Raw genomic sequence first — 19804 nt, 5'->3', positions numbered from 1 at the left:
CGGGGGTTCGTAGGGGGTTTGCAGGGGTTTCCGGCCCGCTCCGGGCCGGGGTGAACCGGCTATCCCAAAGGGAGGCTTTGAGATTCCCAAAGGTGAAGTGTTAGCGTGTTCAACATGTTGACGACAGCCGCGCACCAGATGACCCCGAGCGTTCCGCTCGTGGCGCGCCTGCACGTCGACCTCTGCCGCCGCGCGTCCGCGGCCTGTTGCTGTTGTCGCTGAGTCCCGCGACCAGTTCCGCGACCAGCTCTGGCACAGCAGCGGTCCCGCCCGCCCGGCTCTTGGCTTTTCCGGGTGCTGCCGCACCGCACCACCACCCCACCGCAGAAACCGCGTAACCGCGTAACCACCCGGAGAGTGCCCGTGTCCGCGTCACCGCAGACCCCTGCCGTAGAGGCCCCCGCAGGGGCTCCCGCCCCGGCGAAGAAGTCCTCGCTCACGTTCCCCTTCTGGGCACAGATCGTCACCGGCCTCGTGCTCGGCGTGCTGCTCGGCTGGGTCTCCCGCAGCCAGGAGATCAGCTGGCTCGGTACGACCCTGGAGCAGATAGGCGACATATTCGTCCAGCTCCTGAAGCTGGCCGTCGCCCCGCTCGTCTTCTTCGCCATCCTGGTGTCGATCACCAACCTCCGGAAGGTGAACAACGCCGCGCGGCTCGCCTCCCGCACCCTGCTCTGGTTCATGATCACGTCGCTGATCGCGGTGGCCATCGGCCTCGCCATCGGCCTGCTCACCAACCCGGGCTCCGGCACCGGCCTCACCCCGCAGGACGGCAAGCTGCCGAAGCGCCACGGGTCCTGGCTGGACTTCCTGACCGGCATCGTGCCGACCGACATCATCACGCCGTTCACCGAGCTGAACGTCCTGCAGATCGTCTTCCTCGCCGCCGTCGCCGGTATCGCCGCCCTCCAGCTCGGCAGCAAGGCCCAGCCGGTGCTGAACCTCGCCGAGTCCGTGCTGGAGCTGCTCCAGAAGGCCCTGTGGTGGGTCATCCGCCTCGCCCCGATCGGCACCGTCGGCCTGATCGGCACCGCGATCGCCACGTACGGCTGGGACCTGCTCGGCAAGTACGCCACCTTCACGGTCGACGTGTACGTCGGCTCCGCGCTCGTGATGTTCGGCGTCTACCCGCTGCTCCTGTGGAGCGTCGCCAAGGTCAACCCGCTCCAGTTCTTCAAGGGCGCCTGGCCGGCCATCCAGCTGGCCTTCGTCTCCCGCTCCTCGGTCGGCACCATGCCGGTCACCCAGAAGGTCACCGAACGCCTCGGCGTCCCGAAGGAATACGCCTCCTTCGCCGTCCCGTTCGGCGCGACCACCAAGATGGACGGCTGCGCCGCGATCTACCCGGCGCTCGCCGCGATCTTCATCGCGCAGATCTTCGACGTGCAGCTGGGCATCACCGACTACCTCCTCATCGCCTTCGTCTCGGTCGTCGGCTCCGCCGCCACGGCCGGCCTGACGGGCGCCACGGTCATGCTGACCCTGACCCTCTCCACGCTGGGCCTCCCGCTGGAGGGCGTGGGCCTGCTGATGGCGATCGACCCGATCCTGGACATGATGCGCACCGCCACCAACGTGGCCGGCCAGGCGCTGGTCCCGGTCATCGTCGCGGCCCGCGAAGGCATCCTGGACAAGGTGGCCTACGCCACCGCCTCCTCCTCCCTCCTGGACGAGCCGGCCCCGGCCGAGGTCCCCGCCCCGTCCGACTCCGCGGACGCCGACCCGGCGAAGGTCCTCGTCACCGCCTGAGCCTCGCCGCTCAACCGCCGCAGCCTCCGCCCCCGTCCGGGCGGGGGCTGCGGCTTTTCCGCGGGCGGATCAGTGGAGCTGGGTGGTGGCCGCGGTCATGAATGCGGTGAGGGCGTCCTGCAGGTCCTGCTCGCGGAGGGCGAGTTCGGCCTTCGTGGATGCGGTGCGCAGGGGTGCGACGGCATCGAAGGCCGAGGCGGCGAGCGCGACGAGCACGGAGTCCTTGGCGAGGAGTCGGACGTGGAACTGGGCGTTCTCCGTGGCGGCGCCCAGCCGGTCGCACTCCGCGAAGGCCTGGCGCGTCTCCGGGCTGTCGGGGGCCTCCTGCAGCCGGAACCAGAGGGCGACCGTGACCTGCTTGAGCGCCGTCACCGCGCCCGCGTAGGCGCTGTACGCCGTCAGGCGTTCCTGTCGCAGCTGTTGGGAACGGGCGAAGGCCTCCGCCTGCGCACTCGTGCGGCGCTGCACGGCAAAGGTGACGACCGAACCCAACAGGGTTCCCACGACGGCGATCAAGCTGGCGAGCACAGCCTCCATGCCCGCATCCCACCACACGCGCCCGCGCCCGAACAGCCCGAAGACGGAGTCAGGACGGCGTCAGGACGGTGTCGGTGGGTGCGGGAAGAATGTGCGGCATGACCGCAGCCGCTTCCCACGCCCCAGCCACCGCCGCCGACTACAGCTGGATCGGGGCCTCGCCCTCGCTGTTCGCGTACGCGCTGGAGGGCGGGTACACCCTGACGCTGGTACGGGGCCTCTCGCCCGCGGAGGTGCTGGAGGTGGTGGAGGCCGAGCAGCGGGGCGTCTGCGAAGGCTTCCACGGCCTGGTCTTCGACCACACGGAGCTCCTCGACGCGTACGGGTACTCGCCCGACTCCTTCCTCGCGGGAGCCTTCACCGTGCCGGGCGAGGGAGGGGACTGGACCCTCGTGCTGGAGTTCGGCGGCGACGTGGGGACGCGGCCGCGGTTCATGGAGGCCTTGTCCGCCGGGTCGCGCGCCGTCTCGCACACGAGCAACGGGGGGAAGCCCATGGACTTCTTCCACTGGTACGAGGACGGCGAGTTGAGGACGACCTTCGAGTTCCCGGCGGACCGCACCGGCAGCACCCCCGACGCACTGAACTCCGTGATGGACGAGCTCGGCCTGAACCCGACGGGCGACCCGGACCCCGAAGTGGACGAGAAGGCGGCGGTGTTCGCGCTCGCCGAGCGGCTCACGGGGGTCCGGGTGACGGAGGCGCTCCTGCGGGACGCCGTGTATGTGACCGGCGAGGTGCGCGAGGAGTCCATCGGCTAGGCCTGCCGGCCTCGTCAGGCCGTGCGCACCGCCATCAGCAGGCCGCTCGCCCAGGCCAGGCGGACGCACCGGAAGTCCTCGCGCGCGTCCAGTTCGGCCAGGAGGCGTTCGACGGAGGCCTTGTGGTCCTGTGGCCAGCCGGGCTGGGGGAGGAGGTCGTCGATCAGGTAGGTCCCGCCCGGGGCCACGAGTTCCAGGGCCCGGTCCAGGTGGGTGAACTTGCCCGGCCAGGTGTCCGCGAAGACGAGGTCGAAGGGAGCGCCGTCGAAGTCCTCCAGCCACGTCCCGCCGTCCCCGGCCACGAACGTCACCCGCGGGTCGGCGCCCAGCTCCTCCCGGGCGACGGCCTGGACGGTGGCGTCGAGCTCGACGGTGGTCAGCCGGGAGGCACCGTCCATACCGCTGAGCAGCCAGGCGGTGCCCTCGCCCACACCGGTACCGAGCTCCAGGATCCGGCCCCCGGGCCGCCCGGCGGCGAGCGCCGCCAGGAGGCTACCCGTGCGGTCCTCGCTGGACAGGGTGAAGCCCGCGTCGGCCGCTCGGGCGCGCAACACGGGCAGGGTGATGGGGAGTTGGGTCGGCGTATCGTCCATGCGGAGATCATCCGAGGGGCGTGGCGGCCGGGCAAGGCAATTCCCGGTGGGGCGGGGCGGGGGTGGGGGACATGTCGATGGATCCGTTGGTGATGCGGGCCCGTGAGGTCTGGGCGGAACTGGCCCGGGTGCCGGTGTCGTTCGTGCCGCCGGGCGGTGTGGACGTGGTGGTCTCCCCGCGGTCAGGGCTGTGCCCGGGAGGGTGGGTCGGGGTGGTGGCTCTGGGCGGCTCGGCGATCGTGACGGCGCCGACCGACGCTGCCGCCGGGGTCGTGCGTAAGGCGCTGGAGGGGCTGCCGGTGGAGGTCGTCGTGGACGGTGTTGCCGTACGGGACGTCCTTCCGGTGGCTCGGATGCTCGGGCCGGCGGCGCTGGCGTACGTGTCCCCGTCCGGGTTCCGGCCGGTGGAGGCGCGCGCGTTGACGGTGGAACAGCTGCCGGCAGTCCATCCGGACGTACGGGGCCTGGAGCGGGCGGCCGGCTCCGAGGACGCCGGTGAGGCCGCCCTCGACGAGATCACCTCGCCCGCGTTCGCCGTGCGCGACGGGCACGGCCGGGTGGTTGCCGCTGCGGGATACCGGGCCTGGCCGGGACGGGCGGCACATGTCGGCGTGCTGACGGCGCCGGAGGCGCGGGGGCTGGGGCTGGCGCGGGTGACCGGCTCGGCGGCGGCCGCCCATGCCCTCGCCGCCGGGCTGCTGCCGCAGTGGCGCGCACGCCATCCCGCCTCCCGGCGCGTGGCCGCCGCCCTGGGCTTCGAGGAACTGGGCTTCCAGCTGAGCATCGAGCTCGCTTGAGCGGACTGGTGGTTCCCCTCGGCCGCCGGGCCGGGTGGCGAAGAGCTCGAGGCTCCCGCGCAGATCATCGCCGAACTCGGGGTGCATGCCGTATCCCGGGGATCCGCGACGCGGGGCGCGGGATCGTGCTGGTCGAGGCACTCACGGAGCGCGGGGCCGGCGCCGCTGAAGGTGGCGTGGGCGGAGGTCCGCCTCGACACCCGGGTCGCGGGGCTCCGCTGTCCGGCGGCGCCCGACGCATAAGGACCCAAAGAACCGGGAGAAAAAACCAACCGACCCAACCCAACCGGCCCGCGTTCGGCCCGCTCGCGGGCTCTGTCGCTCGGTCGGGTGAACTCTGCCAACTGAGCTGGATTTCGTACCAGTTGCCGGGCATATGCTCGCCCCGACCACAACAGCAGACATGAGACGGCCCCCGGCGGGACTGGCATCCCGGTCGAGGGCCTGACCAAGCAGGAAGTCAGACCTTCCCCATGGCTCTTGAGCACCCTAGCGCGCCTCCGCGCGCCTGGTCCCGGCTTCGTCCCGGGATCCCCCGATCCGGCGTCATTCACGTCAACACGGGGCACACGACTCACTACACCGTGGTCGGCAACCACCTCCTCCAGCACCGCGCGCTGTCGGCGACGGCGATCGGGGTCGCGGCGTACATCCAGTCACTGCCGGACGGCGCGCCCGTCGGCATCAAGGCACTCGCCGCCCGCTTCCCGGAGGGCGAGATCCGCCTCGGCGCAGCCCTGCGGGAGCTGGAGCGGCACGGGTACCTGGAGCGGCGCCGCGAACGCCTGGGCGACGGGCGCGTGGTGACGCGGACCTACTCGTACGACAAGCCCGGCGCCCCCTCCGACGGCACCCCGCCCCCTCGCCCGCCGTCGCGGGTCGAGGAGGAGGTGGAGGCCGCGGGGGAGGCCGCGCCTTCCCCGGACCCGAAGCCCGAGGCGGGGCCGGAGCCCGAGGCCGAGCGGGAGACGGCCCCAGCCCCGGATCCGGCGACCGGCCCGGACCCCCAGCCCGCCCCCCAGCCCGAGCCGCAGCCGGACGCCGAGGCGGCCCCCGCGGCCCCCGCCCCCGGCCCCACCCTGGAGGCCGCCTGGCTGCTCGCCGGGCTGCGGCGGCGTGATCCCCGGCTGCTGCTCTCCGAGCGGGACATCGCGCGGCTGGCTCCCGCCGTATCGGCCTGGCTGGAGCGGGGGGTGGACCCCGCCGGAATCGAGCGGGCGCTGTCCGCCGGGCTCCCCGAGCCGCTGCGCAACGCCGCCTCCGTGCTGGAGTACCGGCTCCGGGCGCTGCTCCCGCCGCCGCTGCCTCCCGTACGGCAGGCGCCGGCGGGGGTGGCGGGGGACCGGCGGCGCCCGGATCCGCTCCAGAACTGCGACGGCTGTGACCGGGCTTTCAGAGCCCCGGAGCCGGGCCGTTGCCGTGCCTGCCCGCCCGTCGCCGCGGCGGCCTGAGCGGCTCCGGCCCGAACCTGCCCTGGATGTACGGGATATGGGAACCATCCGTACGGCAGGGGCGTTTCGGACAGTGCTCCACTCGTTGAAGGCCGCTGAGGGGGAGGACGAATCATGGCTGCTTTGACCAGGAATCAGTGGATAGCGGTGTTGGCGGCGGTGGCCACAATCGTTGCCGCGCTGATCACCGCGGCGGCGATGCTCCTGACGAACTCCGACAAGGGTGACGTCAAGAACGACTGCAGCAACGCATCCCAGTGCGCGGGCCGCGACATCAATGAGAAGGGGTGATGAGAAGGGCCCGGGCGGGAGCCGCCCGGTGTGCCGCGCTGGCACTGGGCGCCGCTCTTCTGGCCCTGCCGGCGTGCGGTGAGACGAAGGTCGGCACGCAGAACAACTGCAACACCGGCGCGAAGTGTGCCGGCCGCGACATCACCGAGGTCGGCCAGAGCGGGAGCGCGGGCAGCGGCGCCGCGACGTCCCCGCCCGGCTCCCCGTCCCCGTCCGGGTCCCCGTCCGTTCCTCCGGCGTCGGGGCAGTCGCCGCCTCCGGGCCGGCCGCCTTCCGGCTCCCCCGTGCCATCCGCCCCATCGAGCGTCCCCGCCCCGTCGAAGTCGCCGCCGAAGCCGTCCAAACCGGCCCAGGTGCCGCAGGCGCCGCAGGTGCACTGGAAGGGAGACCTGAGGCTCTCCAGCAACGGCGGGCCGAGCGGCTGGTGGCTGGACCGGGACGAGCCCGAGCCCGGGATACCCGGTGACATCGGCCTGAGCTGTGACTGCCACCCCGGCGCGATCGAAGGCACGGCGCTCGTGGCGTGGAAGGGGACGCAGCCGCCCGGCCGCCAGGACTGCGCCGCGTCGAAGGGGCAGCCGGTGGAGCACACGCTCGAGGTCCGGCCGGGGGACACGATCTGCCTGACGACGACGCAGGGCCGCCTCGGCTCCCTGACGGTCACCGCCGTGTTCGGACCTGCCGAGTTCCTGGTCACGGTGACCGTCTGGAAAGCCGGCTAGGCCTGGATCGGGCGTGGACGCCCCCGCCCGCGTCGACCCCCTGGGCTGCTCAGGCCTCCCGGGCCGCCTGTTCCAGGCGGGCGTGGTGGGTTTCCCACCAGGCCTTGTCCTCCGGCGGCAGGCTGGTGTTGGACTTCTCCATCCCGACGGCTCCGTCGAGGAGTTCGCGGAGGATGTCGGCGTGGCCGGCGTGGCGGTGGGTGTCGGCGATGACGCGGACCACGGCGTGGTGCAGGGAGAGCTTGTTGTCGTGGCTCGGCCACCACGGGACCGTGCCGATCGTGTCCAGGGGGAGGGCGTCGAGCGTCGCGTCCGCGTGTGCCCAGGCGCGGTGGTAGAGGCCAACGACGTCCGCGCGGGACTGGTCCGCGGTGGCCCACATGTCCGCGTTGGGTTCGGCGTCCTCCGCGACCCAGGGGAGGGGTTCGCCGGAGGGGCGGTCGAAGGTGTCGCCGAGGTAGCCCAGCTCCGTGGTGGCCGCGTGCTTGACCAGGCCGAGGAGGTTGGTGCCGGTCGGGGTCAGCGGGCGGCGGGCGTCGTACTCCGAGAGGCCTTCGAGCTTCCAGAGCAGCGCCTCGCGGGCCGACTGGAGGTAGAAGCGGAGGTCGGCCTTGGGGTTCGGGTCGGGGAGCGTCATGGGGACAGTCTTCCGGACGGATGATCTTCAGGCATCGACTTTCCGTGACATCCGCGGCATCTGTGGGAGGGGCGGGAGTGCGCGTGAGGTGGGGGTGTGGGCGGCGTGCCGTGGAGCAACGGTGAAAAGGCGGGCGCAGGGGTGTTCAGGGTGGTTACCGCTAAGTAAATTACCGGCGGTAACACTCCGTCCGGCCAGGGAGGCATGCCGTGACCGCCGAATCGAGCCTGGTGAGGGTCGTCAGTTCCCCGAAACTCGTCGAGCCCGTCAAGACCGTGATCGAGGGGCGGGTGCGCCAGGTGTGGGTGCCGCCGCTGGCACCGGTGCCGGTCCACGGGTCCCTCGGGGACATCCCCTTCGACAATGCCCGGCAGGCCCCGGGGGAAGCCGTACTCGCCCGCAAGGACCGGGACGGGACCTGGCGGGACGTCACGGCCGCCGAGTTCGCCGGCGAGGTGCTCGCCGTCGCGAAGGGGCTGATCGCCGAGGGGCTGCGGCCGGGCGACCGGCTGGCCATCATGGCGCGGACCACCTACGAGTGGACCCTGCTCGACTTCGCGGGCTGGGCGGCCGGGCTGATCACCGTACCGGTGTACCCGACCTCCTCCGCGATCCAGGCGCGCTGGATCATCCAGGACTCGGGCGCCGTCGCCTGCGCGGTCGAGGACACCGCGCAGGCGCGCATCATCAGCTCGGAGCGGGCCAACCTGCCCTGGCTGCGCCACCTCTGGGAGTTCGACACCGGGGCCGTGGCCCGGCTGGTCAAGGCCGGGGAGCACGTGCCCGACGAGGTCGTGGCGGCCCGGCGGGCCGGGTGCGCGCCGGAGTCCGTCGCGACGCTGATCTACACCTCCGGGACGACGGGGCAGCCCAAGGGGTGCGTGCTGACGCACGCCAACTTCTTCGCCGAGGTGGACAACGCGGTGGAGCTGCTGCACCCCGTCTTCAAGTCGGTCAGCAAGGACCCGGCCTCGACCCTGCTCTTCCTGCCGCTGTCGCACGTCTTCGGGCGGATGGTGGCCGTCGGCTGCATGCGGGCGCGGGTGAAGCTGGGGCACGCGCCGAGCATCCGCGGCGAGGACCTCCTCGCCGACCTGGCCGGCTTCCGGCCGACGTTCCTGCTGGCGATCCCGTACGTCCTGGAGAAGGTCTACAACACCGGCCGGGCGACGGCCGAGAAGATGGGCCGGGCCTCCTCCTTCGACCGCGCGGCGCGGATCGCGCGCCGCTTCGGGGAGCTGGTGGAGGGCAAGCAGCCGGGCCTGGGCCTGCGGCTGGGCCGGGCCCTGTACGAACCGCTCGTGTACCGGCGGATCCGGGCGGCACTGGGCGGGCGCGTGCGGTACATCCTGAGCGGCGGCTCCCCGCTCGGCCGGCGCCTCGCCGCCTTCTACACGGGCGCGGGCATCGAGGTCTTCGAGGGCTACGGGCTCACGGAGACGACCGCGGCCGCGACCGTCACCCCGCCGCTGCGGCCCCGGCTGGGCACGGTGGGGTGGCCGCTGCCGGGGACGGCGGTACGGATCGCCGACGACGGGGAGGTGCTGTTGCGGGGCCCGCACGTGTTCGCCGGGTACTGGAACAGCGGCGTGGCGGTGGGCGGGGAGCAGTGGCTGTCCACGGGGGACATCGGGGAGCTCGACGACGACGGCTACCTGACGATCACCGGGCGGAAGAAGGACATGATCATCACCTCCGGTGGCAAGAACGTGGCCCCCGCGCCCCTGGAGGACTGGCTGCGGGCCCACCCGCTGGTGGGCCAGTGCATGGTGGTCGGCGACAACCGGCCCTACGTCACCGCGCTGATCACCCTGGAACCGGAAGGGCTCCAGCACTGGCGGCAGATGCGCAAGAGGGTGGGTGTGCCGATCAGGGAGCTGGTGGACGACGAGGACCTGCGGGCGGACCTCCAGCGGGCGGTCGACGAGGCGAACCGGCTGGTGTCGCGGGCGGAGTCGATCCGGCGGTTCGCGGTGCTGGAGGGGGACTTCACGGAGGAGCGGGGGCACTTGACGCCTTCGCTGAAGCTGAAGCGGGGCGTGGTCGCGCGGGACTTCGCGCGGGAGATCGAGGCGCTGTACCGGCGGCCCTGACGGGCGGGCCCGGGGCGGCCCGGGCCCGAGGCAGGGCCCCGCCCGGGGCGGGCCCGCGGCCGGGGTCAGCCGCGGAGTCGGCCCCGCAGGCCGCCCCCGCCCTGCTGCCGCTGCATCTTCTTCGCGTCCGACCGCAGGGCGCGCGCCCGCTTGTCCCACTGGGCGGACTGGGAGTCCCCCCGGGTGTACAGGAGCTCGCGCACGGCGTCGAGCAGGGCCACCGCACGCCGCGGGTCCCCGGACTCGGCGACGCAGTGGGCGTGCTGGATCCGCAGGCTCACGGGGGTCCTCACCAGGCCGGCGGGGCTGCTCGGCAGCAACTCCTCGTAGTACGGCAGGGCTTCGCGGTACGCGCCGAGGCCGTAGCTGTCCAGGGCCAGCCGCAGCGTGACCTCGCGGACCCGCGGGTCGTCCGGGCCCAGGCCCCGCACCAGGTCGGGCAGCAGCGGCGCGAGCAGGTCCCGGCGGCGGGCCGACTGCTCCGGGGTGCGGTCCCGCGGGGCGGCCAACGGCCGGGCACGGCCGTCGTATTCGCGGTCCATGGCCCCCGCGAGGTCCAGCCGGGCGATCAGGGTGATCGCGTTGTCGGCGCCCAGCACTCGGGTGGAGCGTTCGATGACCTCCCTGAGCACGGGGAGCCACGGCCGGCCGTCGACCTGCCCGCGCGCGGCGGCATGGCCGGCCAGCACCGCCTGCACGTCGATGGTCCGCCGGTCCTCGGGGCCCAGGACGCCCAGCAGCCGGGGGAGCACGCGTTCCAGCTCCGTCGGGTCGCCCGCCGACTGCCACAGGTACATGGAACGGTGGTAGCCGGCCTCGGCGGTCAGAGGGTCGTCGGCGCCGAGGGTGTCGCCGAGGTCGCCGATCAGCAGGTCGAGCTGGCGTACGAAGGCCGGTCCGGCGCCCGTGCGGCCCGAGGCCAGGATCCGGTCGAGCCGCGCGGCGAGGACCGGGCGCGCGGTGTCCTGCGGCGAAGCAGGGCGGGTGCCGTCGCGAGGCCTGCGCGGGTCAGTGGAGGTCCGGTCGGCGGCATCGCGGGCGGCGGGCGGTTCCTCGTCCCCGCGGATCAGGGCGTTCAGCCGGTCGATGACCTCAGGGGCTCCGGCCGGCCGCCCTGCCGGGTCCTTGGCGAGCAGGTCCAGCACCAGCCGGTCGGCCCCGGGGGAAAGCCCGGGCCGCAGCGAGCTGGGCAGCGGCGGCGCCGTGTGGGCGTGCGCGTAGGACAGCGCCTCGATTTCCCCCGCGGGGAAGGGGAGCCGCCCCGTCAGCAGCTGCATCAGGAGGCAGCCCAGGGCGTAGAGGTCGGCCCGTCCGTCGACGGAGGGGGCGCCGAGCAGGCGTTCCGGCGCCATGTACTCGAACGAGCCGATGACGTAGCCCGTGGCCGTGAGGCCGGGCTGGTGCAGGTACTTGGCGATGCCGAAGTCGAGCACCTTCGCGCGGCCCGTGGCCGTGGCCGTGGCCGTGGCCGAACCTGTGCCCGCGCGCGCGCCCGGACCGCCGTACCCGGTGATCATCACGTTCAGGGCCTTGATGTCCCGGTGCACCACGTTCCGCTCGTGCGCGGCCCCGAGCGCCTCACAGACGTCCCGGGCCCAGACGAGGGCGGACGCCGTGGGCGGTACCCCGCGGAGCAGGACGGCGGCGAGGGTCTCCCCCTCCACGAGCTCCATGACCAGGTAGACCAGCGGACGTCCTTCGTACTGCGCCTCGCCGTAGTCGTACAGGGCCGCGATGCACGGGTGGACGAGGGTGCCCGCGAGGTGCGCCTCGGAGGCGAACCGCTCCCGGTCCTCCGCCGACCGCGGATGTCCGATCTTGACCGCCACCGTCCGGCGCACCCGGGTGTCGAAGGCCCGCCACACCTCGCCGAAGCCGCCCCGCCCCAGCAACCCGGTCAGCTCGTACCGCTCGACCAGCACGTCCCGCTCGCGCATGCGCGCGCCCCCTCACTCGCCCGGATCCGATTATGTTCGCGGGGCGGGTCGTGCGGGGCGCGTTTATGGTGAGCTGACTGGTCCGGGGGGCCGCTCCAGGAGGGTGCAGTGCACCGTTCACGCTCCCGATCTCGATCCCGATCCCGCTCCCGTTCCGGCTCGCCCTCGCGGGCTCGTACCCGAATAGGCGCCGGAGTCGTCGGCACCGCCCTGGCCGGCGCCCTGCTCGCCGCCGTGCCCGGTCCGGCACCTGCGCCCGAGCCTGCGCGAGCCGGCATCCAGTGGGGCGAGTGCCCCGAGAAGCCCGTGCCCGCAGGCATGCGCTGCGGCACCCTCACCGTGCCGCTCGACTACGAAGGCAACGGCAAGGGCACCGGCAAGGGCAAGGGCGAGGGCACGCTCCGGATCGCCGTCGCCAAGCTTCCCGCCACCGCGCCCGGCGGCAAGCGGCTCGGCTCCCTCGTGCTGAACTTCGGCGGCCCCGGCGCCCCCGGCATCTCCACCCTCGCCGCCGACCCCAACGCCTTCGCGGAGCTCAACAAGCGCTACGACCTCGTCACCTTCGACCCCCGCGGCGTCGGCCGCAGCGCCCCCATCACGTGTGGAGGAGGCGCCCCGGAGGGAGGCGCGGCCCCCACCGGGCCCGCCGCCGAGCTCGCCGCGCTCCGCGCCGTCGCCCGGCGCTGCGCGCTCGACTCCGGCCCGGTGCTCCCGTACGTCGGTACCGTCAGCGTGGCCCGCGACCTGGACCTGCTGCGCCAGGCCCTCGGGGAGGACAAGCTCGACTTCCTCGGGTTCTCCTACGGCACGCGCCTCGGCGCCGTCTACGCCGCGCTGTTCCCGCGCCACACCGGCCGCATGGCCCTCGACGGGGTCGACACCCTCACCGAGCCGCTCGGCGAGCAGGCCCTGCTGTCGGCGGTCGGCCAGCAGCGGGCGCTGGACAACTTCCTCGTCTGGTGCGCCCACCGGCAGGACTGCGTCTACGGCACGAACACCCGTACCGCCAAGGAGAAGGTCCGGGCCCTCGTCACCCGCTTGGACGCAGCGCCGCTGACCGGTGAGGGCGGACTGCGCTTCACCGGGCAGGACGTGGCCGACGCCATCGGGATCGCCCTGTACTCGCAGAAGTGGTGGCCCGACCTCGCGGACGCGCTCGCCCTGGTCGAGAAGGGCGGCGACCCCGTGGGGCTGATGCAGCTCGGCGGACCGGACGACCCGCCGCCGCCCCGGGAGGAGGCGGCCGGCGCCGTCGCCGTGCCCGCCGACAACGCGGCCGCCGCGCTCGTCGCCGTGAACTGCGCCGACGACCCGGACCGCGGCGCCGCCAAGGCCTCCCCGGTGGCCGTCGCGCAGGAGCTGGAGGAGCTCCAGCCGGTCTTCCTGGCCGCCTCGCCGATCTTCGGGCCGCGCCAGCTGATGACGGTGCTGGCCTGCTACGGGCGCCCCGCCGGCACCGATTTCATCCGCAGGATCGACCGCCCCGCCGGGATCCCGCGGATCCTGCTCGTCGGGACGCGCGGAGACCCGGCCACCCCGTACGAGTGGACGGAGGAGACGGCGGAGCGGCTCGGCAACACGGTGATCGTGGACTACAAGGGCGACGGGCACACCGGGTACGACGCCTCGCGCTGCGTGCAGGGGTACGTGGACCACTTCCTGGTCGACGGCCGGCTGCCCTCCGGGACGCGCTCCTGCCCCGCCGGGGAGTGAGACCGCGCAGCGCGGCTCCCTCCCGGACGGGGCGGCAGCAACAGCCTCTGCCCGGTCAGCAGTTGGGGTGCGCCGAGCGGCCCGCGAACCGGTCGGCGAGCCAGTTGCCGACGGCCAGGGACTGCGTGATGACGCCGCTGACGTGCTCGCCGATCCAGATGGTGTCGAATTCGAGGTTCGCGCCCCGCGCGCACCAGTCGGAGCGCAGCCGGCTCCCGACGGCGTACGGGATGAGCTCGTCGCCGAGCGCGTGGTACTGGTACACGGGCGCGGCCGGGGCGGTGCGCCCGAGCTTGCTCTGGTTCAGGCGGGCCTGCCAGTCGGGCTGCGCGAGCGGGTTGCGGGTGGTCAGGTCGGAGATCCGCTTGAAGGAGCCGGCGATGGCGTCGATCGCGACGCAGTTGTCCTTCATGGCGCCGACCAGGACCTTTCCGGCCGGGTTGAGGTAGGAGTCGAGCTTCAGTTCCGGGAAGGCCGCGTCCTGGCCGGCGGCGGCCATGAAGATGAGGCCGGAGCCGTAGGAGCCGTTGTTGAAGTCGGCGACCTTCAACAGGTCGGCCGGGACGCCGCCCGTCGCGGTGCCCTTGACCTGCAACTCCGGTGCGTACGAGCCCTGCAGCTCGGCGGCCCAGCTGCTGGCCTGGCCGCCCTGGGAGTACCCCATGATGCCGACGGGCGTCGTCGCCGCCAGCCCGGCCTCGGGCAGGCGGGTGGCCGCGCGTGCGGCGTCGAGGACGGCGTGGCCGGCGGAGGGGCCGACGGTGTAGGTGTGCACGCCGGGGGTGCCGAGGCCCTCGTAGTCGGTGACGACGACGGCCCAGCCCCGCAGGGTGAGCTGCTGGATGAGGTTGGCCTCCATGGCGGTGCCGTACGGGAGGTTGTTGCTCGGCGCGCAGGAGTCGCCCAGGCCGACCGTGCCGACGGCGTAGGTGATCAGGGGGCGCGGGCCGGTGCGGCCGTCCTGCGGGACGATGACGGTGCCGGAGACGACGTTCGGGGCTCCGTCGGCCGTCGTGGAGTTGTAGTGGATCTTCCAGGCCTTGGTGTTGGTCGGCTGGCCGGGCAGCGGGTGGAACGCGGACGGCGCGCTGCTGACGATGTCGCCGGGGCGGGCGGCGGTCTCCGCGGCCCCGGAGGTGGTGATGCTCTCCTGGGCGGCGTCGGCGGCGTCGGCCGTGCCGGGGATCGCGGCGGAGAGGGCCAGGGCGGCCACTGCGGCGAGGGCTGAGCTTCGGATGCGCATGGGGCGGCTCTCCCAAGGGTCCGGGTGGGGGTGGTAGGTGAGGAGAAGGTAGTGACCGACCGGTAGGAACGTCGCTGACCGCACAGCTCAGCTTTCCTGGCCCGGGGCCACCTTGCCGCTGTGGTCACGGGTGCGGTACGAACGCGCGACATGCGGGGTGGAATTCAGCCGTGCGGACCATCCAGCCCGGCATGGACACACCATTTGGGGGAGTTGTGGCGGTCGCAACGCGCGCGCAGAGGTTCAAGAACCGGGCGACCTTGGGCCTGGTCCTCGCAGGGATCGGCCTCGCCGCGTTCCTCTTCGTCGGCATGGCCTCCCAGCAGCCCGCCGGCTGGGGCGCCGCCTACGCCTTCGCCGATCCGGTCACGGTCCAACTCCGGAGCAACTGCGGGCCGATGACCGTCGTGGGCCGCAGCGGCGGTTCGGGGCGTGCCGGCGCCACGTGCGAGGGCGTGGAGTGGACCGCCGACGGGAAGGTCCGGGCCGGCACGCTGTACTCGTACGCGGACGAGATCGACCGCGGCGGCCCGGACGGGCCGACGTACAAAGGTGAGGCCCGCGCCCTGGGCGACCGGGCGTACGGCAAGCCAACGCTGTGGATCACCATCGTCCACTTGGCGACGCTGGGTGTGGCCGCGCTCGGTCTGGCCGTCCTGCTCTTCGCCGCACTGGCGGCAGCGGTACCGGGACGGCGGCGCCGCTGACCCGGGGACGGGCGGGAGTGTAACGGAGGCCGCAAATCCCCTTGTTTTATTGGGAGTTGGCGAGTTACTGACGCTTACGCGATCGGGGGTCCGGGTACTTAATGGTTCCCCGTGCAGTCAACTGTGCGACTGACTGGGGGAGCCATGGAATCCAACGGGGCCCTACCGCCGCCGCCCGTACCACCGCCTGCGTCACCGCCCGCGCGGCCACCATCCGCGCACCCCGCGCCGCGGGGGCGCCGCGGGGCCCGTCCTGCTCGCCGTACTCCTCGGGGAGGTCGTCCTCGGCGCGTGCCTCGTGCACCGGCTGACCAGGCCGGACCTGTACGTCATGGGCGTGGAGACCTCCGGTGGGACCAGCGTGGTGGTCACCCTTGCGGACCAGGCCGAGCTGCGCGGGCTCGTCGCGCGGATCGTCGACGCCATCGAGCACCCGGAGGCGGAGTTCTCGCTCCACGTGGCCCGGCCGACGGTGAACATCAAGCACTACGTCCGGCGGCCCCGCTCACCCCGCAGGAGGCGATCCAGCAGTTGGAGCGGCTGCTCCTGGAGCTCCGCGCCCAGGTCACGCCGGCCGGCGCGGGCACCATCGACGCCAACCTGCCGGTGATCGTCTCCCCGGAGAGCGGTCCGGAGGCGCGGCACGGGGCCCTGATGGCCGTCCTGGGCCTCGCGACCTTCGCGGGCGAGGTCGGGCGGCCGATCATCGAGGCGGTGGGCCGGGTGCTGGAGCTGTTGGGCTTGGCCTAGCCGAGGCCAACTATTTGCTAACCGAATAGATTCTGGTCGGAGGATTCTCTCCGCTGGCAGCAGAAAGGGCTTGCCTCCTTAGGGAAGGCAAGCCTTTCTCGTATCGTCCTGATTTGCATTCATATACGAGTTAATTGTTAGAGTCCGCCTCGGAAAGCGATTCCCACCCCGCCCAGGAGGCACCAGATGAACGCGGCAGTGCGACAGATGGCCAAGCGTCGGGTCATCCACCGGGGTCCCGCCCCCACCCTGCGCACCACGCTGCGCGTCGCCGAGATCGGCACCCCCGTCCGCCGCGACGGCCGGACCGCCCCGGGGATCCGGGATGCCCGCGCCCGCGCCTGCGACTGCGGCGAGCGCACCGAGCGGGGCGGTTGCGGCAGCGGTACGCAGCTCTGCGCGTCCTGCGGCGTCGGCGCCTGCCGGGGTTGCACGGCCCCCGCCTCGGCCTGCACCGCGTGCGAGATGAACGCCTGCACCTCCTGCGACGTCGCCGGCGCGGCCTGCGCCACCTGTGCGGTCAGCGCCTGCCGCGGCTGCAACGCCCCCGCCTCCGCCTGCCGCAGCTGCGAGATGAACGCCTGCCGCTCCTGCGCGGGCAACACCTGCGCCGAAGCCGCCCCCACGGGCTGCTCCGCCCCGGCCTCGGCCGCCGCCACGACCCCGAAGGGCTCCTGCGCCACCGGCAACGGCGGCTGCGACTGCGGCCTGTTCACCCTCCAGGTCCCCGCCGCGACCCGCTAGGCCGCGACCCAACAAAAACCGGCGGGCGCCTCAGCCGCCCGACGCGATGCGGTACGCGCCCGGGGTGGTGCCCGTCCAGCGGCGGAAGGCGCGGTGGAAGGCCGTGTCCTCCGAGAAGCCCAGGCGGGCCGCCAGCTCCGCGATGGGTTCGCGGCTCTCCGCCAGGCCGGCGATCGCCGCATCGCGCCGCACGTGGTCCTTCAGCTGCTGGAAGGACGTGCCCTCCTGCTGGAGCCGCCGCCGCAGCGTGGCCGGGGAGACCGCCAGGCGCGCCGCCACCTCGCCCAGCTCCGGCAGGCGCGGCGAGCCGCGCAGGGCCTGGGTCAGGGTCCGGCGGACCTGCTCCGCGACCGTGGTCCCGTACGCCGGCCGGGACAGCAGGTCGAAGGGGGCCCGCCGGAGCATCGCGTCGAGCGCGGCCTCGTCCCGTACGAGCGGAGCCGTCAGCCAGTGCGCGTCGAAGGCCACGGCCGCGCCCGTGCGGGCCTCGCCGAAGCGGACCGGACAGTCGAAGAGGAGTTCGTACTCCTGCGCGTGCGGCGGCGCCGGATACGCGAAGGAGGCGTGGGCCAGCGGGATGCGCCGGCCGATCAGCCAGCTGCTCAGCCGGTGCCAGATGGCGAGCACGCACTCGGTGAGGAAGCGCTCCTCGTCCCGCGCGAACTCGTTCCGCACCATGAACCACGCCTGCCCGCCCTCGACTTCGAGCGCCAGCTCCGGCCCGCCCGGGAACAGCCCGTAGAAGGTGGCGGAGCGCTCCACCGCCGCACCGAGATCGCGGCAGCCCAGGGCGGCCCTGCACATCATCGCGAAGGTCCCGGGCCGGCTGGGGACGGTGGACAGGCCCAGGAACTCGTCCTGCGTCGCCCGGTACAGCGCCCGGAACAGCCGCGCGAACTGCGCGGGCGTGACCCGCGCCCGGTCGTCGCCCAGCAGCAGCGGCGGGATCTGCGCCTCCTGGAGCAGCGGCACGGTGTCGAGCCCGCTGCCCCGCGCCCCCGCGAGCACGGCACGCACGTGGTGCACGGTGACCGTCCGCCTCCCCATGGGTCCGACGGTAGCCGCAATGAGCGCTGAGGTCAGCGGGGGTGACGCTTCCGGTCATGCCGCGGACGCCTCCCCGGTGCCTAGCGTCATCGGTACGACCCCAGGGGGAGGCGAGCCCGATGAGCCCGATGGACCCGATCGAATCGGTTGGTGGGACGGACCGAGCCGTGCGCCCGCGCACGCTGGCGGTGTTCACCGAGTGGACCGGCGCGCGGTACGCGGCCGAGACCGCACTCCGCCACAAGAGCGGGGAGAGTGGCTGGGGCACCGTCTCCTACGCCCAACTGCGCGCCCGTGTCCGGGAGTCCGGCCGCGCCCTGCTCGGCCTCGGGGTGGCCCCCGGCGAGCGCGTCGCGGTGCTCGCGGAGACCCGCCCGGAGTGGACCTACACCCACTTCGGGGTCCTGGCCGCCGGGGCCGTCCTCGTGCCGGTGTACCCGACGGCCGGGGAGGAGGAGCTCGCCTGGGTGCTGTCGGACTCCGCGGCCGTGGTGGTCGTCTGCGACGACGCCGCGCAGGCGGCGCGGGTGGAGGCACTGCGCCCGAAGCTCCCGGGGCTGCGCGCGGTGGTGGAGATGGACGGGCTGCGCGCCCTCCCCGGCCCGGCGCCGGAAGCCGAACTCCTCGCCCGCGCGGCCGCGGTGGACCCCGCGGCCGACGCCTCCATCGTCTACACCTCGGGCACCACCGGCCTGCCCAAGGGGTGCCGCCTCACCCACGCCAACCTCGGCGCGATCCAGGACGCCACCCTCCCGCTGATCAAGGGCGGCCCGGGGGACTCCACGTACCTCTACCTCCCCCTCGCCCACCTGCTGGCCCAGCTGATCCAGTTCACCACCCTCCTGGAGGGCGGGGAGCTCTGCTACTTCGGCGGCCGGATCGAGGACGTCATCGGCGAGCTCGCCGAGGCCCGCCCGACCCATCTGCCCTCCGTGCCGCGCCTGTTCGAGAAGCTGCACTCCGTGGTCCTCTCCCTCGCGGAGTCCCAGGAGGGCGGTGCGGGCCGCTTCGCGGAGGCGGTCCGCCTCGGGGTGCTGGCCTCCGAGGGGCGCCTCCCGGATGCGGACCGCGCGGCGTACGAGGCTGCCGAGAAGACCCTGTACTCCCTGGTCAGAGGGGCCTTCGGGGGACGCTTGAAATGGGCGCTGACGGGCGGCGCCCCGATCGCCCCGGCCACCCTCGACTTCCTGCGGGCCTGCGGGATCGCGGTCTTCGAGGGCTACGGCATGACGGAGTCGGCCGGGGTCATCAGCCTCAACCACCCGGACGGGATCCGCCACGGATCGGTGGGCCGGCCGATCGCCGGGTGCGAGGTCCGCATCGCGGAGGACGGGGAGGTCCTGGCCCGGGGCCCGATGATCTTCCCGGGCTACCACGCCAACGACACGGCCACGGCCGAGACGCTGGACGGGGAAGGCTGGCTGCACACGGGCGACCTGGGGGAGATCGACCCGGACGGCTACCTCTCCATCACCGGCCGCAAGAAGGAGCTGATCATCACCTCGGCGGGCAAGAACATCACCCCCACCGAGCTGGAGTTCGCCGTCCAGCGCTCCCGCTACGTCTCCCGCGCGGTCATGATCGGCGACCGCCGCCCCCACCCGGTGGCCCTGATCACCCTGGACGCGGAGGAGATCGCAGCCTGGGCGGCCCGCGAGTCGGTGACCCTGGACCCGGCCGCCCCCGGCGATCACCCCGCCGTACGGGCCCTCGTCGCGGAAGCGGTCGAGGCGGCCAACGCCACGGTCTCCCGCCCGGCCCGCGTCCGCGCCTTCCGGGTCCTGCCCGGGGAGTTCACCGTGGAGGCGGGCACCCTCACCCCGACCCTGAAGCTCCGCCGCCGGGCGGTGGCGGAGCAGTACGCGCGCGAGATCGAGGAGCTGTACGGGTAGGGACGGCCGGGGTGCTCCGGGGACTGCTGGTCGGCAGGCGGCTGCGTGGGTCGCACCCCCGTGGCATCCCTCTCAGCCGGTCTCCGGACGGGCCGGAGCCCTCGGATGCCGCCAGGAGCCCCCGGAGCACCCCGGAAGCC

General features: G+C 73.3%; 20 protein-coding genes. 14 read left to right on the top strand and 6 right to left on the bottom strand.

Annotated elements, in window-relative coordinates; genetic code table 11:
- Positions 1-114 precede the first annotated feature (114 nt).
- Positions 115-222 carry a putative leader peptide gene (locus tag ACFRU2_RS16520; RefSeq protein WP_323182336.1) on the top strand — a complete coding sequence of 36 codons (108 nt, stop codon included), beginning with the start codon at positions 115-117 and terminating at the stop codon, positions 220-222.
- A gap of 141 nt (positions 223-363) precedes the next feature.
- Positions 364-1749, top strand: a complete 1386-nt coding sequence (locus ACFRU2_RS16515; RefSeq protein WP_382972435.1) for a dicarboxylate/amino acid:cation symporter — start codon at positions 364-366, stop codon at positions 1747-1749.
- A 69-nt stretch (positions 1750-1818) separates the two neighbouring features.
- Here the strand turns inward: ACFRU2_RS16515 and ACFRU2_RS16510 are convergent, their stop codons facing one another.
- Positions 1819-2286 carry a hypothetical protein gene (locus ACFRU2_RS16510; protein ID WP_382972433.1) on the bottom strand — a complete coding sequence of 156 codons (468 nt, stop codon included), beginning with the start codon at positions 2284-2286 and terminating at the stop codon, positions 1819-1821.
- Between the two features lie 98 nt (positions 2287-2384).
- On the opposite strand from ACFRU2_RS16510, the gene ACFRU2_RS16505 reads away from it, so the two are divergent.
- Positions 2385-3047 carry a DUF6461 domain-containing protein gene (locus ACFRU2_RS16505; protein ID WP_382972431.1) on the top strand — a complete coding sequence of 221 codons (663 nt, stop codon included), beginning with the start codon at positions 2385-2387 and terminating at the stop codon, positions 3045-3047.
- 14 nt (positions 3048-3061) lie between these two features.
- Here ACFRU2_RS16505 and ACFRU2_RS16500 read toward each other — a convergent pair whose 3' ends face one another.
- On the bottom strand, positions 3062-3640 hold the full coding sequence (locus ACFRU2_RS16500) for an O-methyltransferase (protein ID WP_382972429.1): 579 nt from the start codon (positions 3638-3640) through the stop codon (positions 3062-3064).
- Between the two features lie 71 nt (positions 3641-3711).
- Between ACFRU2_RS16500 and ACFRU2_RS16495 the strand changes: the two genes are divergently transcribed.
- The 4 genes from ACFRU2_RS16495 to ACFRU2_RS16480 all read left to right on the top strand — a co-directional run bounded on the left by ACFRU2_RS16495 (position 3712) and on the right by ACFRU2_RS16480 (position 6901).
- The gene (locus ACFRU2_RS16495; protein WP_382972428.1) at positions 3712-4437 is read left to right on the top strand and encodes a GNAT family N-acetyltransferase; all 726 of its coding nucleotides are present in this window, start codon (positions 3712-3714) and stop codon (positions 4435-4437) included.
- A gap of 584 nt (positions 4438-5021) precedes the next feature.
- On the top strand, positions 5022-5888 hold the full coding sequence (locus tag ACFRU2_RS16490; RefSeq protein WP_382972426.1) for a helix-turn-helix domain-containing protein: 867 nt from the start codon (positions 5022-5024) through the stop codon (positions 5886-5888).
- A gap of 114 nt (positions 5889-6002) precedes the next feature.
- Entirely contained in the window at positions 6003-6179 is a 177-nt protein-coding gene (locus ACFRU2_RS16485; RefSeq protein WP_382972424.1) for a hypothetical protein, read from the top strand.
- Positions 6179-6901 (top strand): hypothetical protein, encoded by a 723-nt coding sequence (locus tag ACFRU2_RS16480; RefSeq protein WP_382972422.1) that lies wholly within the window; start codon positions 6179-6181, stop codon positions 6899-6901. The genes ACFRU2_RS16485 and ACFRU2_RS16480 overlap by 1 nt, the downstream gene beginning before the upstream one ends.
- Positions 6902-6950: 49 nt before the next feature.
- Here ACFRU2_RS16480 and ACFRU2_RS16475 read toward each other — a convergent pair whose 3' ends face one another.
- Positions 6951-7538: a DinB family protein gene (locus tag ACFRU2_RS16475; protein WP_382972420.1), complete on the bottom strand. Its 588-nt coding sequence runs from the start codon at positions 7536-7538 to the stop codon at positions 6951-6953.
- A gap of 209 nt (positions 7539-7747) precedes the next feature.
- Here ACFRU2_RS16475 and ACFRU2_RS16470 point away from each other — a divergent pair, with 209 nt between their 5' ends.
- Positions 7748-9631, top strand: a complete 1884-nt coding sequence (locus ACFRU2_RS16470) for an AMP-dependent synthetase/ligase (protein ID WP_382972418.1) — start codon at positions 7748-7750, stop codon at positions 9629-9631.
- A gap of 65 nt (positions 9632-9696) precedes the next feature.
- On the opposite strand, the gene ACFRU2_RS16465 is transcribed toward ACFRU2_RS16470, so the two are convergent.
- On the bottom strand, positions 9697-11568 hold the full coding sequence (locus ACFRU2_RS16465; protein ID WP_382972417.1) for a protein kinase: 1872 nt from the start codon (positions 11566-11568) through the stop codon (positions 9697-9699).
- A gap of 108 nt (positions 11569-11676) precedes the next feature.
- On the opposite strand from ACFRU2_RS16465, the gene ACFRU2_RS16460 reads away from it, so the two are divergent.
- Positions 11677-13281, top strand: coding sequence for an alpha/beta hydrolase (locus ACFRU2_RS16460; protein WP_382972415.1), 1605 nt, complete (start codon positions 11677-11679; stop codon positions 13279-13281).
- A 55-nt stretch (positions 13282-13336) separates the two neighbouring features.
- Here ACFRU2_RS16460 and ACFRU2_RS16455 read toward each other — a convergent pair whose 3' ends face one another.
- The gene (locus ACFRU2_RS16455) at positions 13337-14524 is read right to left on the bottom strand and encodes a lipase family protein (protein WP_382972413.1); all 1188 of its coding nucleotides are present in this window, start codon (positions 14522-14524) and stop codon (positions 13337-13339) included.
- 215 nt (positions 14525-14739) lie between these two features.
- On the opposite strand from ACFRU2_RS16455, the gene ACFRU2_RS16450 reads away from it, so the two are divergent.
- The 4 genes from ACFRU2_RS16450 (at position 14740) to ACFRU2_RS16435 (ending at position 16725) form a co-directional block, all read left to right on the top strand.
- Positions 14740-15231 (top strand): hypothetical protein, encoded by a 492-nt coding sequence (locus tag ACFRU2_RS16450; RefSeq protein WP_382972411.1) that lies wholly within the window; start codon positions 14740-14742, stop codon positions 15229-15231.
- A gap of 133 nt (positions 15232-15364) precedes the next feature.
- Positions 15365-15841, top strand: a complete 477-nt coding sequence (locus tag ACFRU2_RS16445) for a DUF6232 family protein (protein WP_382972576.1) — start codon at positions 15365-15367, stop codon at positions 15839-15841.
- Positions 15763-15981: a hypothetical protein gene (locus ACFRU2_RS16440; RefSeq protein ID WP_382972409.1), complete on the top strand. Its 219-nt coding sequence runs from the start codon at positions 15763-15765 to the stop codon at positions 15979-15981. Before ACFRU2_RS16445 ends, ACFRU2_RS16440 begins: the two co-directional genes overlap by 79 nt.
- Positions 15982-16167: 186 nt before the next feature.
- Positions 16168-16725 (top strand): hypothetical protein, encoded by a 558-nt coding sequence (locus tag ACFRU2_RS16435; RefSeq protein WP_382972407.1) that lies wholly within the window; start codon positions 16168-16170, stop codon positions 16723-16725.
- A 30-nt stretch (positions 16726-16755) separates the two neighbouring features.
- Here ACFRU2_RS16435 and ACFRU2_RS16430 read toward each other — a convergent pair whose 3' ends face one another.
- Positions 16756-17772, bottom strand: coding sequence for an AraC family transcriptional regulator (locus ACFRU2_RS16430; RefSeq protein ID WP_382972405.1), 1017 nt, complete (start codon positions 17770-17772; stop codon positions 16756-16758).
- Positions 17773-17891: 119 nt separating this feature from the next.
- Between ACFRU2_RS16430 and ACFRU2_RS16425 the strand changes: the two genes are divergently transcribed.
- Positions 17892-19664: an AMP-dependent synthetase/ligase gene (locus tag ACFRU2_RS16425; protein ID WP_382972403.1), complete on the top strand. Its 1773-nt coding sequence runs from the start codon at positions 17892-17894 to the stop codon at positions 19662-19664.
- The last annotated feature ends 140 nt before the right edge of the window (positions 19665-19804 follow it).

It is taken from the genome of Streptomyces sp. NPDC056883 (assembly GCF_042788835.1).
In the GTDB taxonomy this organism is placed as follows: domain Bacteria; phylum Actinomycetota; class Actinomycetes; order Streptomycetales; family Streptomycetaceae; genus Streptomyces; species Streptomyces stoeckheimensis.
This window is presented reverse-complemented; position numbering and strand designations above follow the sequence as displayed.

What these genes read in the sequence shown, in the direction of transcription:
- ACFRU2_RS16480 (WP_382972422.1), top strand. Translation starts at nt 6,179, where the DNA reads ATGAGAAGGGCCCGGGCGGGAGCCGCCCGGTGTGCCGCGCTGGCACTG.
- ACFRU2_RS16435 (WP_382972407.1), top strand. Translation starts at nt 16,168, where the DNA reads ATGAACGCGGCAGTGCGACAGATGGCCAAGCGTCGGGTCATCCACCGG.
- ACFRU2_RS16430 (WP_382972405.1), bottom strand. Translation starts at nt 17,772, where the DNA reads ATGGGGAGGCGGACGGTCACCGTGCACCACGTGCGTGCCGTGCTCGCG.
- ACFRU2_RS16425 (WP_382972403.1), top strand. Translation starts at nt 17,892, where the DNA reads ATGAGCCCGATGGACCCGATCGAATCGGTTGGTGGGACGGACCGAGCC.
- ACFRU2_RS16485 (WP_382972424.1), top strand. Translation starts at nt 6,003, where the DNA reads ATGGCTGCTTTGACCAGGAATCAGTGGATAGCGGTGTTGGCGGCGGTG.
- ACFRU2_RS16495 (WP_382972428.1), top strand. Translation starts at nt 3,712, where the DNA reads ATGTCGATGGATCCGTTGGTGATGCGGGCCCGTGAGGTCTGGGCGGAA.
- ACFRU2_RS16455 (WP_382972413.1), bottom strand. Translation starts at nt 14,524, where the DNA reads ATGCGCATCCGAAGCTCAGCCCTCGCCGCAGTGGCCGCCCTGGCCCTC.
- ACFRU2_RS16475 (WP_382972420.1), bottom strand. Translation starts at nt 7,538, where the DNA reads ATGACGCTCCCCGACCCGAACCCCAAGGCCGACCTCCGCTTCTACCTC.
- ACFRU2_RS16510 (WP_382972433.1), bottom strand. Translation starts at nt 2,286, where the DNA reads ATGGAGGCTGTGCTCGCCAGCTTGATCGCCGTCGTGGGAACCCTGTTG.
- ACFRU2_RS16500 (WP_382972429.1), bottom strand. Translation starts at nt 3,640, where the DNA reads ATGGACGATACGCCGACCCAACTCCCCATCACCCTGCCCGTGTTGCGC.
- ACFRU2_RS16520 (WP_323182336.1), top strand. Translation starts at nt 115, where the DNA reads ATGTTGACGACAGCCGCGCACCAGATGACCCCGAGCGTTCCGCTCGTG.
- ACFRU2_RS16465 (WP_382972417.1), bottom strand. Translation starts at nt 11,568, where the DNA reads ATGCGCGAGCGGGACGTGCTGGTCGAGCGGTACGAGCTGACCGGGTTG.
- ACFRU2_RS16505 (WP_382972431.1), top strand. Translation starts at nt 2,385, where the DNA reads ATGACCGCAGCCGCTTCCCACGCCCCAGCCACCGCCGCCGACTACAGC.